General features: G+C 34.5%; 15 protein-coding genes. 13 read left to right on the forward strand and 2 right to left on the reverse strand.

All coding sequences use genetic code 11. The features are described 5' to 3' along the window. Positions 1–25: 25 nt before the first annotated feature. The 9 genes from DVJ99_RS11035 (at position 26) to DVJ99_RS11075 (ending at position 8,708) form a co-directional block, all read left to right on the forward strand. Positions 26–1,795, forward strand: coding sequence for a glycoside hydrolase family 35 protein (locus DVJ99_RS11035; protein WP_114604241.1), 1,770 nt, complete (start codon positions 26–28; stop codon positions 1,793–1,795). A gap of 18 nt (positions 1,796–1,813) precedes the next feature. Further along, positions 1,814–2,293: a PTS sugar transporter subunit IIB gene (locus DVJ99_RS11040; RefSeq protein ID WP_114604242.1), complete on the forward strand. Its 480-nt coding sequence runs from the start codon at positions 1,814–1,816 to the stop codon at positions 2,291–2,293. A gap of 17 nt (positions 2,294–2,310) precedes the next feature. Next, a complete protein-coding gene (locus tag DVJ99_RS11045; RefSeq protein ID WP_105993945.1) occupies positions 2,311–3,207 on the forward strand; it encodes a PTS mannose/fructose/sorbose/N-acetylgalactosamine transporter subunit IIC in 897 nt (298 codons plus the stop codon). After that, entirely contained in the window at positions 3,194–4,024 is an 831-nt protein-coding gene (locus DVJ99_RS11050) for a PTS system mannose/fructose/sorbose family transporter subunit IID (protein WP_105993944.1), read from the forward strand. Before DVJ99_RS11045 ends, DVJ99_RS11050 begins: the two co-directional genes overlap by 14 nt. Positions 4,025–4,045: 21 nt before the next feature. Further along, the gene (locus DVJ99_RS11055) at positions 4,046–4,432 is read left to right on the forward strand and encodes a PTS sugar transporter subunit IIA (protein WP_114604243.1); all 387 of its coding nucleotides are present in this window, start codon (positions 4,046–4,048) and stop codon (positions 4,430–4,432) included. A gap of 12 nt (positions 4,433–4,444) precedes the next feature. Beyond that, positions 4,445–5,602, forward strand: a complete 1,158-nt coding sequence (gene nagA, locus DVJ99_RS11060) for an N-acetylglucosamine-6-phosphate deacetylase (protein WP_114604244.1) — start codon at positions 4,445–4,447, stop codon at positions 5,600–5,602. 213 nt (positions 5,603–5,815) lie between these two features. Next, positions 5,816–6,676, forward strand: coding sequence for a sce7726 family protein (locus tag DVJ99_RS11065; protein ID WP_114604245.1), 861 nt, complete (start codon positions 5,816–5,818; stop codon positions 6,674–6,676). Next, positions 6,658–7,590 carry a sce7725 family protein gene (locus DVJ99_RS11070; protein ID WP_240430842.1) on the forward strand — a complete coding sequence of 311 codons (933 nt, stop codon included), beginning with the start codon at positions 6,658–6,660 and terminating at the stop codon, positions 7,588–7,590. Before DVJ99_RS11065 ends, DVJ99_RS11070 begins: the two co-directional genes overlap by 19 nt. Further along, a complete protein-coding gene (locus tag DVJ99_RS11075; protein WP_114604246.1) occupies positions 7,590–8,708 on the forward strand; it encodes an RES family NAD+ phosphorylase in 1,119 nt (372 codons plus the stop codon). The genes DVJ99_RS11070 and DVJ99_RS11075 overlap by 1 nt, the downstream gene beginning before the upstream one ends. A gap of 298 nt (positions 8,709–9,006) precedes the next feature. Here DVJ99_RS11075 and DVJ99_RS11080 read toward each other — a convergent pair whose 3' ends face one another. Together DVJ99_RS11080 and DVJ99_RS11085 are read right to left on the reverse strand one after the other, a co-directional pair. Further along, positions 9,007–9,372, reverse strand: coding sequence for a DUF4870 domain-containing protein (locus DVJ99_RS11080; RefSeq protein ID WP_114604247.1), 366 nt, complete (start codon positions 9,370–9,372; stop codon positions 9,007–9,009). A gap of 259 nt (positions 9,373–9,631) precedes the next feature. Further along, entirely contained in the window at positions 9,632–10,030 is a 399-nt protein-coding gene (locus DVJ99_RS11085; RefSeq protein ID WP_240430843.1) for a DUF4870 domain-containing protein, read from the reverse strand. Positions 10,031–10,161: 131 nt separating this feature from the next. Between DVJ99_RS11085 and DVJ99_RS11090 the strand changes: the two genes are divergently transcribed. The 4 genes from DVJ99_RS11090 to DVJ99_RS11100 all read left to right on the forward strand — a co-directional run bounded on the left by DVJ99_RS11090 (position 10,162) and on the right by DVJ99_RS11100 (position 15,086). Next, positions 10,162–11,124 carry a helix-turn-helix transcriptional regulator gene (locus tag DVJ99_RS11090; RefSeq protein ID WP_114604249.1) on the forward strand — a complete coding sequence of 321 codons (963 nt, stop codon included), beginning with the start codon at positions 10,162–10,164 and terminating at the stop codon, positions 11,122–11,124. 67 nt (positions 11,125–11,191) lie between these two features. Next, complete coding sequence (locus DVJ99_RS13155; RefSeq protein ID WP_162912191.1) at positions 11,192–11,350, forward strand: hypothetical protein; 159 nt, start codon at positions 11,192–11,194, stop codon at positions 11,348–11,350. 252 nt (positions 11,351–11,602) lie between these two features. Then, positions 11,603–13,468, forward strand: a complete 1,866-nt coding sequence (locus DVJ99_RS11095; RefSeq protein WP_114604250.1) for a zinc ribbon domain-containing protein — start codon at positions 11,603–11,605, stop codon at positions 13,466–13,468. After that, complete coding sequence (locus tag DVJ99_RS11100; RefSeq protein ID WP_114604251.1) at positions 13,461–15,086, forward strand: ATP-binding protein; 1,626 nt, start codon at positions 13,461–13,463, stop codon at positions 15,084–15,086. The genes DVJ99_RS11095 and DVJ99_RS11100 overlap by 8 nt, the downstream gene beginning before the upstream one ends. Positions 15,087–15,090 lie beyond the last annotated feature (4 nt).

The following is a 15,090-nucleotide window of genomic DNA, read 5'->3' on the forward strand; positions in this document are numbered from 1 at the left end:
GGCAATATTAAGGAGGCGAAATCATTTGGGTCAATTCACAGTCGAGCAAGAATTTATGTTAGATGGTAAGCCTTTGAAAATTTTATCAGGTGCAATTCATTACTTCAGACTTTTACCAGAGGATTATGAACATTCCTTATATAACTTAAAAGCTTTAGGCTTTAATGCGGTAGAAACCTATATACCTTGGAATTTTCATGAAACAGTTGAAGGTGTATTCGACTTTTCAGGAAAGAAAGATTTGAAGCGTTTTATTCAAACTGCTGCAGATATAGGGCTATATGTTATCGTTCGACCCTCTCCATATATTTGTGCAGAGTGGGAGTTCGGAGGTTTGCCCGCATGGTTATTAAACAAGGATGTACGTGTCCGCTCAAGAGACCAAAAGTTCTTAGATTATGCAGCACGTTATTATGACCGCTTATTTGAAATATTAGTTCCTCTTCAAATTGACCATCATGGCCCTATACTCATGATGCAAGTTGAAAATGAATACGGATCGTATGGCGAAGATAAAGCCTACTTGCATGCTTTAGCACAGTTGATGCGCGACAGAGGTGTTACTGTACCACTCTTCACTTCTGACGGTTCTTGGCAGCAATGTTTAGAGGCCGGCAGTCTTGCTGAAGAAGGCATATTGCCGACAGGTAATTTCGGTTCTAAATCAGTGAAACGCTTAAATAACCTGAAACAATTCCATAAACAGTTTCATCAGCAATGGCCGTTGATGAGTATGGAGTTTTGGGATGGTTGGTTTAATCGGTGGGGAGACCGCATGATAACACGCCAAAGCGATGAATTGATTAACGAAATAAAAGAGGCAATCCAACTAGGTTCAATCAACTTGTATATGTTTCATGGCGGTACAAACTTTGGATTTTGGAATGGATGTTCTGCACGTGGTCGTATCGATTTACCGCAAGTGACTTCGTATGATTATGATGCACCGCTGAATGAAGCGGGCAATCCTACTGAAAAGTACTTTAAAATCCAACGTTTGATTAAGTCTCGTTTTCCAGAACTAGAACAATCTGAACCTAGGGTGAAACCATTAATGAAGATTGATGAGATTAAGTTGAAAAGCAAAGTGAGTCTTTTCAGTATCTTAAATGATATCAGTCATTATAGTCAGTCATTCTATCCAGAGTCGATGGAAAAAGCGGGAAGCGGCTACGGCTATATGGTATATCGTACAACCTTGAAAACAGCGACAAGACAAGAATATTTAAGAATTGTCGATGCAAGGGACCGTGTACAGCTTTTCTTGGATAACGAAAAAGTTTATACAGCATACCAAGAAGCTATCGGCGAAAAGTTTGAAGTCGCCTTAAAACAACCAACAGTTCAAGCGGATATTCTTGTAGAGAATATGGGACGAGTGAACTATGGTTATAAATTAACAGCACCTACACAACGAAAAGGCATAGGACAAGGTTTGATGCAGGATTTGCACTTTGTCCAAAACTGGGAACAATTTGATATTGATTTTGACTTATTGACAAGTGAACACTTTAAACAAGAATGGCAAGCAGAACAACCGAGCTTTTACCGTTATGAATTTATTGTCGATATCCCGCAAAGTACATATATAGATGTTAGCGATTTTGGTAAAGGCATTGTTCTGGTGAACGGATTCAATATAGGACGATATTGGGATATTGGACCGACACTTTCGCTTTACATTCCTGGTGCATTGCTGAAACAGGGCATGAATACAATTGTTGTATTTGAAACTGAAGGAAAGTATGCAGATAAAATAAGCTTGTTACAAGCACCTAAATATATAACCTCATAAGAGTAAGGAGAGAACATCATGACAATTATAGCAAACAGAATCGACGGTCGATTAATTCATGGGCAAGTCGCAAACTTATGGGCAACAAAATTAAACATCTCACGCTTTATGGTAATTGATGACGAAGTCGCACAAAGTACCATTGATAAGCAAGGTTTGAAACTCGCAACACCTGCTGGTGTTCGCTTAAGTGTATTACCTGTAGCTAAAGCAGCTGAGAATATCAAAGCAGGTAAATATGATTCACAAAGATTGATGGTTATCGCTAAACAACCAGACCGCTTCTTAGCATTAATCAACCACGGCGTGGACTTAGATGTACTGAACGTAGGTAATATGTCTCAATCAGACGAAACAAAATCTATTACACGTTCAATCAATGTAACAGACAAAGATATCAGCGACTTTAAAGAGATACAAGCAAAAGGCGTTAAGATAACTGCTCAAATGGTTCCTAATGACAAAGCAGAAGATTTTATGACATTAATTAAAGGATAGTCAGGAGTGAAGACAACATGGAAATACTTTGGTGGCAGATCTTATTATTAACCTTGTATGCAGGGTATCAGATTCTTGATGAATTACAGATTTATTCATCTTTAAGCCAACCTGTATTTGCAGGATTAATCGCCGGTTTGATTATGGGCGATGTAACAACAGGGTTGATTATCGGCGGCAGCATGCAATTAACGATTTTAGGTGTAGGTACATTCGGGGGTGCATCAAGAATTGATGCGAACTCAGGTACATTACTAGCGGTTGCGTTCTCAGTAGCACTTGGAATGAACCCGCAACAAGCCTTAGCAACATTAGCAGTACCCGTTGCGAGCTTAATGATTCAAACAGATATCTTAGCTCGTTTCGCAAACACATTCTTTGCGCACAGAATTGACAGCAAAATCGAAACTTTTGATTACAAAGCAATTGAAAGAAACTATTTATACGGTATGATTCCTTGGTCATTCTCAAGAATGATTCCTGTATTCTTAGCCTTAGCTTTTGGCGGCGGTGTAGTTAAAGCAGTAGTAAATTATTTGAACACAGATTTGAAATGGTTAGGCGACGGCTTAACTGTAGCCGGTGCAGTATTGCCAGCAGTCGGTTTCGCAATCTTATTACGTTACTTGCCTGTTAAAAAACATTTCCCATACTTTATCTTAGGTTTTGTATTAACAGCATTATTCGTAACAGTCTTTGATGGTATGACAGGTCTTGGTACATCTGTAGCTGGATTAGACAAACACTTCGGTATTAAATTTACAGGTTTGCCAATGTTAGCTATCGCATTGATCGGATTTGCGTTTGCGGCAATGGAATACAAACGTACTTCAGAAAATCGTGTAGCACCTCAATATGGCGGTTCAGCTAAGAATAATAACAGCGAAGGAGAGATTGAGGATGACGAACTCTAATAATCAAAACGGCACATCTTACAAATTAACTAAAAAAGATTTTAATCAAATCAATCGCCGTAGTTTATTCGCATATCAATTAGGGTGGAACTATGAACGTATGCAAGCCTCTGGATATTTGTATACAATCCTTCCGCAATTGAGAAAAATTTATGGCGACGGCACACCAGAACTTAAAGAAATGATGAAAACTCATACACAATTCTTTAACACAAGCAACTTCTTCAATACCATCATCATGGGTATTGATATCGCAATGGAAGAAAAAGAAAAAACAAAAGCAAAAGATTCAGTACAAGGTTTGAAAGTCGGTTTAATGGGACCGTTTGCGGCAATCGGCGACTCTATCTTTGCCTCTTTAATCCCTACAATCTTCGGTGCCTTAGCAGCGAACATGGCGATTAACGGCAACCCGATCGGTGCATTTATCTGGTTAGTAGCTCAAATCGCAGTAATGGTCTTCAGATGGAAACAATTAGAATTTGCATATAAAGAAGGGGTATCCCTTGTTACAACAATGCAGCACAAACTTGAAACTTTAACTAACGCTGCTACATTGCTCGGGGTCTTCATGGTCGGAGCACTTGTCGCCACAATGATTAAAGTTCAGTTCGCATGGATGCCTAAAATCGGTAAATTAACAATTGATGTACAAAACAACTTCAATATGATCTTGCCTAAATTATTACCGCTTGGTATCGTTTTAGCAATTTATTGGTTGCTTGGACGCAATAAAATGAGCTCAACTAAAGCTATCTTTATCGTATTAGTTGTATCTATTATCTTGTCAGCTTTAGGTATTATCGGCAAAGCATAATTAAAAGGTGGATAACTATAGATGAAAAAGTTAATTTTAATTAGTCACGGCGCATTTTGCGAAGGATTAAAAGAAAGTACAGAAATGATTTTAGGCGATCAGCCTGATATCGTTCCAGTTCCATTATTACCGCATGAAAGTGCTGAAGATTTTCAAAATAAGCTTTCAGCAGAACTTGCAGGATCAGAAGATGTCACAGTCTTTGCGGATTTGCTTGGCGGTACACCTGCGAACGCAGCAGCAAAATTATTGCTTCAAGGTCAGCAGTTTGATTTGTATGCAGGTATGAGCCTTCCAATGGTAATTACCTATGTGAATGGCCAACTGCTTGGCGAAGACACAGACATCATCAGCAAAACGAAAGAGTATATTGTAAAAGTGAATGATTTATTACTAGATAATGAATAAGAAGGTAATCAAATGTCAGAATATGTAATTGGCAATGCTAAGATTTATAGTGAAGATAGAGTGATTGAATCAGGTTACGTGCATATTAAAGACGGCAAAATCGCAGAAATCAGCGATGGTGCATATACAGGTCCATTGACACAACATGATGCCGAAGGCAAAATCTTACTCCCAGGCTTTATCGATATTCATATCCACGGCGGATACGGCAATGATGCAATGGATGCATCAGTCGAAGGATTAGAACATTTAGCACAGAACTTATTATCTGAAGGCACAACATCTTTCCTAGCGACCACTATGACACAGTCAGAGGAAAATATCACTAAAGCATTAGAATCTATCGTAGAATATGCAGATCAGCAAAACGGCCATGATGCAGCGGAAATTGTAGGTATCCATTTAGAAGGACCATTTATTTCAGAACATAAAATCGGTGCACAAAATCCAGCCTACGTGCAACGACCTAGTGTTGAAAAACTTAAACATTTCCAAGATACTGCACATGGTAAAATCAAAGTCATCACTTTTGCTCCAGAAGTTGAAGGCGCAGATGTCATGTTAGAGGCATTTAAAGATGACATTATTTTCTCAATCGGTCATACTACTGCAGACTTCGATCAAGTGAATGATGCTGTATCAAAAGGCGCTAAACACATTACGCATCTCTATAATGCGGGAACACCATTTTTGCACCGTGCCCCTGGTGATTTTGGTGCCGCATGGACGAATGATGATTTGAACACTGAACTTATTGTAGATGGCGTCCACTCTCATCCGGCATCTATTAAAATTGCCTACAAAATGAAAGGCAATGAACGCTTTTATGTCATCACTGATGCAATGCGTGCTAAAGGTATGCCTGAAGGAGAATACGATCTTGGCGGACAAACAGTTGTTGTAAAAGGAAAAGAAGCTAGATTGAAAACCGGTTCCCTTGCCGGAAGTATATTGAAAATGAACCTAGGGCTTAAAAACTTGTTGGCGTTCACAGGAGACAGCCTAGAAAACGCATGGAGAACAACAAGTTTGAACCAAGCGAAAGCTCTTAAAATTGATGATCAAAAAGGCAGTATTAAAGCAGGCAAAGATGCAGATATTATCATCGTAGACGAAGACATCAATGTCTTAACTGCCATTAAAAGAGGAAAAATCCATTCCTTCAGCTGATATATAACATAATATCCCAACCCCCTGTAATTATATATTAAGCAATAGCACCCGATTCCTAAGTAGTCATAGGAGTCGGGTGCTTTATTTTATGGAATAAGCCTAACAAAAACAGGTGCTTTAACTTTCATTGTAGTTTATAATATTCCTTAAACTTGTTGAGCTGAGGCTTAATTATAATTTAAAAAAACAGTTGAGGAGGTGCTGAAAATAATGAAATTTGAAGTTTTAAATCAAATGTTTTCTAATCAAACCCTTCGTGCACTAGTTCAAAATCACTCGTACATAAAAATAGATGAGGCCTATTCTGAATTTATCCAGGATAATACACATAAAAGCAGCCTGGAAAAACTAAAAGCTTTATATAAAGTGTTGCAGAAAAAATATAGAAACGAGTATTACTTTAAAAATATGCTGCTAAACAAGTTGTTGTTAGGTAAACATTCGGTTCACACTACGACAGCTCTTTCTGAAATGCCTATAGGAAAAAGTATTGCTGACTTTATACTGATAAACAAAAAGGCAGAGGTTTATGAAATTAAAACTGCACTAGATAGTTTGAATCGCCTAGAACAACAGATAGAAGATTACTATAAAGTATTCAATCACGTTTCGATTGTAACGGATCAAAGTCACGTTGAAAAAATTAAAAAGCATTATAGTAACTCATCTGTAGGGATTTACGTACTTACTAAAAGAAACACGCTTCATGAAGTTCAAAAGTCTACTCCTTACTTTGAGAATTTAGATATAGAAAGTATGTATAAATTTTTAAGAAAACCAGAGCGTACAAAAGTGCTTAAAGCCTTAAACCTCTCACTCCCTGCTTACACGGATTTCACAGAATACAAAGTGTTACTAGAGGTTTTTAAACGATGTGATATTTTTGATGTTTATAATCTGATGTTAAAACAACTAAAAAAAAGAAACAGGTTCCAAAAATTCGAAAAGGAATTTTTAGAATCGCCAAAAGAACTGAAGTATCTTTTATATTTTAATAAATTAAATCATAAAGAAACGCAAAAGCTTTATGAACTTATGAAGGAGGACGAAGGATGTACCATCCATATTTAAGAGGTAAACAATATGAATTGTTAGCTTTGAGAGAATTACTAGAAGAAAAAAAGATTGGCAAGCATATTCAACCAATTATTGAGCCGTTAAAATATACAACTACGTTTGTAAATACATTAACTAAATTTAAAGAGTCACATCAATATATCAATATTATTGTGAATTCAAATTTAACAGAACTTAGTTTAAGTACAGAGCAATCTGAAAATATTAAAAAAGCTTTAACTGATGAAAAGGGTACAGTTTATGCAAAGCCTGTTATTATTTTGGATAAAAATATTGAACAGAATGATTTTGAAAACATTCTAACAGAACCTAAAACTATTATTTTAAAGAATGTTGATGATGCTGAGTTAGTTAATAAAATATCAGAAACTAAAAACATTGCTGGTCTTTTAGCACCTGATGAGCGCAGCATACAAAGGAAGATAATTGAAAAATTAAAAGCTGTTTTAGGTGTTATTGATGATGCTTTCAATAGATTAGAAAGGAATGCAGATTATTTAGAGGTTGAAGATGAATTTTTCAGTGATACGCATCTTTATTATGACAGAGATGGTTACAATAGTTTTGCTGATTATTCAGTAATAGGCTCTGACTTTATAGAAGGTGGATTTGCTCCATATGCTGTCGTAATTCATATTGTATATTTTAATGATAAAAAAGAATTGAGAATCAAGCACTTTGTATCAGACTCAAATGAAGACATTTCAGATCCGGCTAATAAGTTTAAAGAAGCATTAGATAAATTGATAGCATGGAAACATACTATATCTAATGATAACTTTTCTTCTGCATTAGATGAGTTTGAAAAGATATACAATGAAGAACGTTACCCAGGTTTAGGAACAATTAAAAAGTTGTCAATTAAGCATCATTTAGAACTTATGAACCGCTTTATGGAGGAACGCTAATGAAAATATGCGAAAAGTGCTTTAGAAATTCCGAAATTAAAGAAATCCTCAAAAATAGTAACGCTCCAATTGGTCAATGTGATATAGACCCCTCACATAAAAATGTCCATATATTTGATACGAGTATTGAAAATGAAACACTTCAAGTTGTTCGAGACTGTTTAAGACCAATCCTTGATATTTATTCAATCAGTAGTGATTTACCAGAAAATTACAGCATAGAAAAGCTATATACCTTGAGTCACGCATTAAGGAATGACTGGGCAATTTTTAATGTAGAAGATCCTCAAATCAAAGAAATTGTAATCAGTTTATTCAAAAATGATAACGATGTAGATTCACGGTTGTTTGAACAGCAAGTAGGTGCACGTATATTAACCGACAAAACTTTCTTGAAAGAAAACTTAATACTGAAGAACAATGACTGGAATTTGTTTTGTGAAGAACTCAAATATAATCAAAGGTTCCATAACAATATGATAAGTCTGCAAAATTTAAAGGTATTTATAGAAGCGACTAGAATTTCAATTCCAGTACATGAATTTAATTCGCAAATCCCTCATCTTTATCGAGCTAGAATTGTGGATTTTATTTCACAACAAAGCGAGATTATGGCACCGCCAAAAGATGCGGTGACCCCTGGTCGTTTGAATGCACAATGGATTAGAGTTTTGTATTTGTCTACTTCTCCAACTATTTGTGTCGATGAATGCCGCCCTAAACATAATGACATTGTATACGTTGGAGAAATTCAACTTAAAGACAACAATAAGCTTGATAAGAAGTCATTATTAATTGCAGATTTATCTGATTTTACTTCTAAATCTTTAAACAGAGGTTTAGAAGAGGTCTCAAAATATTACGTGAATTACGATGTGATTAAACAAATTCAAAATGGAATATCTGAACCTAGCTCTTCTCAAGGACAAGATTATATTCCATTTCAATATATTGCAGATTTTATTAAGAGTTTAGGGTACGATGGTATTAAATACAGTAGTATATTCGATACGACGACTTTCAACTATATGTTTTTTGAACCAGAATTATTCGAATGTAAATATTGGAGTAAAAAAATTGTTACGAATGTTTCTCTTAAACTCGAGAATACAGATTAAAAGTGTTATGAAGTATTACGACATCCACTATAAAACGCTCTCTTAGATAATCCCCTATTTAATAGTAAACATCCCATTTGAAATGAAGCAGTGTATAAAAGGAATAAGAAGGTATTGTTAGAAAATACGATATCTTATACGTACTTTTATAAAGTTGAGGTAATAAATAAGGCAGACAGTAAAAGATACGAAAAGAATGCTGCATCCTAAAACAATGTATTATACGCACATAAAGTACCCCCTAAAGCTGGATAATGCGACTTTAGGGGGTAAATTCATTTTCAGGAATTTTTGAATCCTATTTAATAAATCTGATTGATAGTGGTACTTCATAGTCTTCGCCTTGATTCGTTTTAACAATAGCGATGATGGAATAAACTGTTGAAGCAATAACAAGAATCGGAAGGATAAGGAATCCAATCAATATGAAACAAAGCAATGTGGCTACGATTCCGTAAATAAAGTAACTGATAACGTAATTCCAATAGTTTTTGCCTTGTTGATTGATGAAAGGAGATTCATCCTTTTTGATAAGCCAGATGATGAGCGGGCCGATCAATCCAGTGAAAATGTTTAAAAGCCATAGTAGCATGGCCATCGTTCGTTCTTCTTGAGGAACAGGTTGAAATGCATTTTTTTGTGTTGAACTGTTAATTAGATCCATATTCTTCACCTATATTTTTGTATTTGAGATGTTGAAGTCAGGTTTCTATCTCAAAATAATAATCTCACAGTAAAAATAGGTTGTACAGTTAAAATTAGATGGATTTAATGAAGTTTTCGTAATCCTTAAATAATGTACATTCTAATCATTTTAGGTGTTTAATGGATACAAAAAACTCGCGAGTGCTTGAGCGATAAGGTTTGTATAGTATTGATGTTTTACTTGTAATATATGTCTCTTTTAAAGGCGTGTTTTATGGTTATTTGATAAATTCAATGGTAAACGGAACTACATAGTCTTCGCCTTTATTTGTTGAAATTATCCCTAAAACTGTATAGACCGTACAAATTACTATTAAAACAAAAGTCGTAAGATAACCAATGAGGATTAACATGAGTAAGAATGAAACTGCACCGTAAATACCATAGCTGATAGCGTAATTGAAATAGTTTTTGCCTTGTTGATTAAGATATTCTGACTCATCTTTTTTCATTACCCAAAGAATTAGCGGCCCCACAAAATTAGTGAATAGAGCGAGCACCCACATTAACATTGCGAGTTGTGTATCTTGCTTTGATAAATGTTGAAACTTGTTTGGATTACTAGATTGGTTTAAATAATTCATGACATCACCTTTTCTTGAATTTGATTGATACATTCATTATAGAGAAAGGCATAGTCAAAAATTGTCTTGGGCAAAATGTTGTAATTAAATATATCAACTTAATCATTAAAATAATAAATTTCATGATATAATTTGATAAAAGAAAAAATAGAGGGGTATTAACTATGACGAAGTCAACACGTATTTTAGAGCTGTATTTGAGGTTTAACAATGGAGAGAAGATGTCTAAGGCTGAAATCAGTCAGCACTTTGATAATAAAGCTGATCGTACAATACAGCGCTACATCTCTACATTGAATAAATTCCTCGGTGAATACGATGCCACCTCCCATTTACGTATTGAGTATAGTTATAAAGAAAATGTCTTTCACATGGTAAATTCAGGAGAGCAAGATGTGGATGCACCTCAAATTCTTGCAATCCTTAAAATGTTGATAGCGACGAGAGGATTAAGCAAAGAGGAAATTACTTCTACTATTAACAATTTAACTGAGCGCCTTTCAGAAGAGGACAAAGCAATTATCAATAAGACAATACAATCTGAGTTTATTCACTATCATCCGATGAACCATGGGGCACCGCTTCTCCACCGCATATGGAACATCAACGCCTTAATTCAGCAAGGCAAATCAATGCACTTCGAATATGCCAACGCACTTAATCGCCTGCGCCAGCACACTGTCCGTCCTATGTATGTGACCTTTTCGGAACTTTATTTTTATTTAGTAGCCGTAGATGAGAAGGAAAGACATACTATTTACAGATTAGACCGCATCCTAGACTATCAAATTAAATCGACAAACATTCAACTACCTAACTCTCCTTATTACAAAGAAGGCGAACTTAAAAAACGTACATACTTTATGTATACCGGCGAATGGAAACGTGTACGCTTTGAATTCAACCACGGTATCATCGAATCTGTCATGGATCGTTTTCCAACAGCGAAATTAATTCATTCGGATTATCATAATAATCGCTTCACAGTAGAAATTGAAGTGATGGGAGACGGTATTCTTATGTGGCTTTTATCCCAAGGCAGCAAAGTCAAAGTCATTGAACCGCAATCGTTAAAAGAAAAGTATATAAAAGAGCTGCAATTCATGATAGAACAAAACACAAATTAAGGTTAGACAAAAACTGACTGTGTGCCAGTGTATGATAACAGTAGTTCTTAACAAAGGAGTGCTGTTCATGTTTAAAATCAGTGAAGAAACGAAACAAAAGATTATCGAAACTATCTTTGTAATCGAATACTACGATGATGACGACTATGACAGATACAAAGAAGTAAACATCAAAAGTGAATCAAGAAACATCTTTCAAAAATTAAAACTGATCTTTGAAAGGTAAGCTAAGCCCCAGCCCCTTCATTTCTTGAAGGGGTTACATATATGTAAAATTAATGTTTAGTAAAACTAAAAATATAAAAAAGTAAGTTGTTAGGGTAGACAATTTTTGACTAAATTGTCTACTTTACAATACGTATTGTAAAATGAAACAAGAATATAAAAGTATGTAATATGACATAGTTGTATAACGTTAAAATTCGAAAATGTTTGGGTTGAAAAGTGTGATTGATTATAAAAAGAAAGGTGATTACATATGAAGTTTTGCCCGGAATGCGGTACGAAATTAATAGAGAATGCTAAGTTTTGTCCAGAGTGCGGATATAAAATCCCGTCATCTTCAGAAGGAAATCCAGCACCCCCTGTAAGTAATGCACTTATTGATACAAATACGATAACTAAAGTAAGTTCAGATGAGTATGTAAAAAATAAATTGAAAGAAAGTCATACAAATAATATAAGTGTTAGACCTGATTTGCCTGAAAAGAAACTTGTAAATGCATCAGTGAGTATAGCAGATAATACTGATCCTCACACAATAATTGCCATAGTTGATACTAGTATTTTAAATAATGGGAAATCAGGTATTGTTTTCACCGGTAATGAAATGTTTATTAAACAAGGGTTTGATCAGCCGCAAAAAGTACCGTATAAAAATTTGTTGAATGCAGAATATGAATCAGACAAATCAATCTCAAATAAGGGGAAGGTATTTGAATATCACCAAGTAACTATAAATTATAAAAATGGTGAATCTATTGTGATATCGTCGGATAAATTCGGTAAAGATATCCCGTATAAATTTTTAGTTAAGTTCTTTGATGAATTTGATAAAAATGTTGATGAGATTGTTTCTAAAAATCAAGTTGTACAATTAGGACAAATGAGTTCGAAAATAGTTAAACTATACTTCAGAATTATTATTGCTTATTTAAAAGATGATGATGGAATCATTGATAGTCGTGAATATAAAGAACTCATTGGATTAATGACAAGAATCAAAGTAACAAAAGAAATTGCTAAAGAATTACGAGAACATCGTTTTGAAAACAAAGAAATTTATTCTATAGAAGAACTAATAGAGCAACTAAAAGAAGAAGTGAATGCAGAAGATTATTCTGAGGTGGCAATTGAGCAATCTTTAGGTATGGATATTATATCGATGAATAGTGATAGACTTGATCACATTAAAGATGATGAAGTGTTGATGAGAAATTTAAATCGTTTGAATATGGTCGATAAACAAATTGATTTTACAATCAGAAAAATCAAAGCTGACAAGAAGATATTAGAAAGTAAAGTTTCGGATAATCAAGTCAAAGAAATAGCAAGTGAACTAGGTGCAATCGCAAGTGGTGCTGGTGTGTCTATGGGAGCTTTAGCAATTACAGGTGCTATTGGCGGGGGTGGCTTAGGCATCTCTGGTGGTATTACTGCACTAGCTTTGACCCTTTCAACTGGCACTATATTTTTAGGCTTAGCAGCTGTTACTGGAGCAGGTTTTGGTATATATAAAGGTGTTAAGTATTTCTCGGGAACAGGAGAAGCAGAAAAGTTTGGTATTAGAACGCAACTTCTTCAAGATAAAATTAAACAATTACGTGTTTCTAATTCATATATTATTGAAGATATTAACTGGTTAAGTATGAAATCAGCAGAGTTTGCTAAGAAATTAAAAGAATCGAATGAGTTAAGTAGTGAATTATATGAAGAACTGGAACTTATCATTACTCAGAATCAGTTTTTAGCAGATGCAGGAAATTTAATTGAAGAAGAAGAAATTGAGTCAGAATATGAGTTGATTAAAACAAGTATTCCTGAAACATTGAATATAGGTAAATATAACGAACTATTAATAAAAGATATAAATAAAGTATACGCTGATGAAGCTATTAAAGAAGCTTACGCTGTTAAGGGAGATTTAGATAACCAATCTGAAGTGTTAGATGCTCAATTAAGAGAAGACATAGATTTAGAACAGTTGAAAAGGGCATATGCAGTACTTGAACAAATTGGATATTTTGACACGACTTCTGCAAGCATAGCACAAGGTAAATCATTAGCTAAAAAAGGTTTTTCAAGTTTAAAGAAATCGTTATTTAGTGGTGAAAATAATGAATAGAAAAAGCAGAATTGAAAAAAGAGAATTAAAGGATTCAGCAGAAAATTTATTAGTGGACTCCGAACTTCACAATAGAGGAAAAGATAACCTTGAGAAGTTAGCATATAATAGTGAAAAAATGCATGAAAATATTGATCAACAAATCAATATGAAAAAGGATTTGTTAGCGCAGCTTAGACAAAGAAGACAATCTGGAAGTAATCTATCAAAGAATGAGCGTAGGTTTAATGATGAACAATTAAGACAAAAATTAAAGTCTGCAAATCATTATGCTAAAAAAGAAATTGACTTAGTGGAAGTTAATCAAGTGAATACTATTGATATAGATAGAAATGATTTCATGACTACTGAATATAACAGAGCATTTGCTAATCAGGAAAATATTGAGCTAGATAATCCATTTATGAATTTATATAGTAAGACCGAGCAAGTTAGAATCACTAGAGAAATAATAAGTAAGTTTGAATTGCTTGAGTTGGATAAAATGGACTATTTATTTGCTGCTGGAGCAGGTGTTCTTGCTGGTTTTGTAGATGCTATTTATGTAGGAACAATTGCAAAAGGAAAAGATGCAAAAGGACTTCAAAAATTTGTAGACAATCAAGTGGGGAAACTTGTTAGAGACTATGGTCTGCACGAGAAAATAGCAATGTTAAATAAACAAAAAGAAAATGCCAATTCTAAAGAAGCTATTGAGAAAATTAATAAAACAATTAGTGAGTATAAAAGCGGGGAAAGACCTTTTGATTTGAAATCAGGTATTCGTCTACTTGAAAAAAATCACAAAGTAGCATATGATGCAGCAACTTCAAAAGCTATGCCAGGTATGTCTCCTGATAATCATCATTTATTATCACTAGGTCATGATCCTAGTCCTCTAGGTTTAATAGTTAGTATTTTTGATCAAATTAATGGGAAATCAACGTTTATATCAAAGACAGGTGATATTGTTTCTGTTGCAGCAGAGAATACAAATAATGAATTAACAGGAAATTTGCCCAATAAGATTATTCAGGCTTCTAACAATTGGTTTGGTCATTTGATGAGTGATGTATCAGGAAGTGCAACTTCTAAAGGCAGAGGTAGTGGTCTACCTGTACCCGGATGGTCATCTTTGCAAAAACTTCAATTTGGTCAAATACCAATAAATAATGAAACGATGACGATGGCAAAGGCTTCTGAATGGATGTTTAAAAACGGGTATGATTTAAGAGCATTTACTACGGAATTAATACCAGTGCTCATTTATGAAACATTAATAAGAATGTATTGGTTCTATAAACAACATTTTTATTATGGGAAAACAGTTAAAGAGAGTATTCCGGTTGCCAATTCTAGAGAACTACAAAGGTTATTGTTAATGGGTGCCGCCTCTTTTTCAGCTGTCGATGTCACGCATGGAGTAATTAAATCTACCATGAAAGGTGGTCCTCAACCGCAGGGTGTGGCCACATTTATAATGACAGTCAATAAACCTGGGTTATTAAACTTAGGATTCAGAAGTTATCAAAACATGCGTTCAGAAATAGTACATCGCAAGAAAGTGTATGAAATTATAGACCAAGATATTGCAGTAGAATATAGAAGAATCGTTAATGCTAACGATATATTCGGATAGTATA

Source organism: Staphylococcus sp. EZ-P03, from assembly GCF_003344575.1.
Classification (GTDB): Bacteria; Bacillota; Bacilli; order Staphylococcales; family Staphylococcaceae; genus Staphylococcus; species Staphylococcus simulans_B.

Excerpts from the sequence above, each read along its gene's own strand:
- DVJ99_RS11055 (WP_114604243.1), top strand. The coding sequence starts at position 4,046 with ATGAAAAAGTTAATTTTAATTAGTCACGGCGCATTTTGCGAAGGATTA.
- DVJ99_RS11050 (WP_105993944.1), top strand. The coding sequence starts at position 3,194 with ATGACGAACTCTAATAATCAAAACGGCACATCTTACAAATTAACTAAA.
- nagA (WP_114604244.1), top strand. The coding sequence starts at position 4,445 with ATGTCAGAATATGTAATTGGCAATGCTAAGATTTATAGTGAAGATAGA.
- DVJ99_RS11070 (WP_240430842.1), top strand. The coding sequence starts at position 6,658 with ATGTACCATCCATATTTAAGAGGTAAACAATATGAATTGTTAGCTTTG.
- DVJ99_RS13155 (WP_162912191.1), top strand. The coding sequence starts at position 11,192 with ATGTTTAAAATCAGTGAAGAAACGAAACAAAAGATTATCGAAACTATC.
- DVJ99_RS11045 (WP_105993945.1), top strand. The coding sequence starts at position 2,311 with ATGGAAATACTTTGGTGGCAGATCTTATTATTAACCTTGTATGCAGGG.
- DVJ99_RS11065 (WP_114604245.1), top strand. The coding sequence starts at position 5,816 with ATGAAATTTGAAGTTTTAAATCAAATGTTTTCTAATCAAACCCTTCGT.
- DVJ99_RS11040 (WP_114604242.1), top strand. The coding sequence starts at position 1,814 with ATGACAATTATAGCAAACAGAATCGACGGTCGATTAATTCATGGGCAA.
- DVJ99_RS11085 (WP_240430843.1), bottom strand. The coding sequence starts at position 10,030 with ATGTATCAATCAAATTCAAGAAAAGGTGATGTCATGAATTATTTAAAC.
- DVJ99_RS11090 (WP_114604249.1), top strand. The coding sequence starts at position 10,162 with ATGACGAAGTCAACACGTATTTTAGAGCTGTATTTGAGGTTTAACAAT.
- DVJ99_RS11080 (WP_114604247.1), bottom strand. The coding sequence starts at position 9,372 with ATGGATCTAATTAACAGTTCAACACAAAAAAATGCATTTCAACCTGTT.
- DVJ99_RS11100 (WP_114604251.1), top strand. The coding sequence starts at position 13,461 with ATGAATAGAAAAAGCAGAATTGAAAAAAGAGAATTAAAGGATTCAGCA.
- DVJ99_RS11075 (WP_114604246.1), top strand. The coding sequence starts at position 7,590 with ATGAAAATATGCGAAAAGTGCTTTAGAAATTCCGAAATTAAAGAAATC.
- DVJ99_RS11095 (WP_114604250.1), top strand. The coding sequence starts at position 11,603 with ATGAAGTTTTGCCCGGAATGCGGTACGAAATTAATAGAGAATGCTAAG.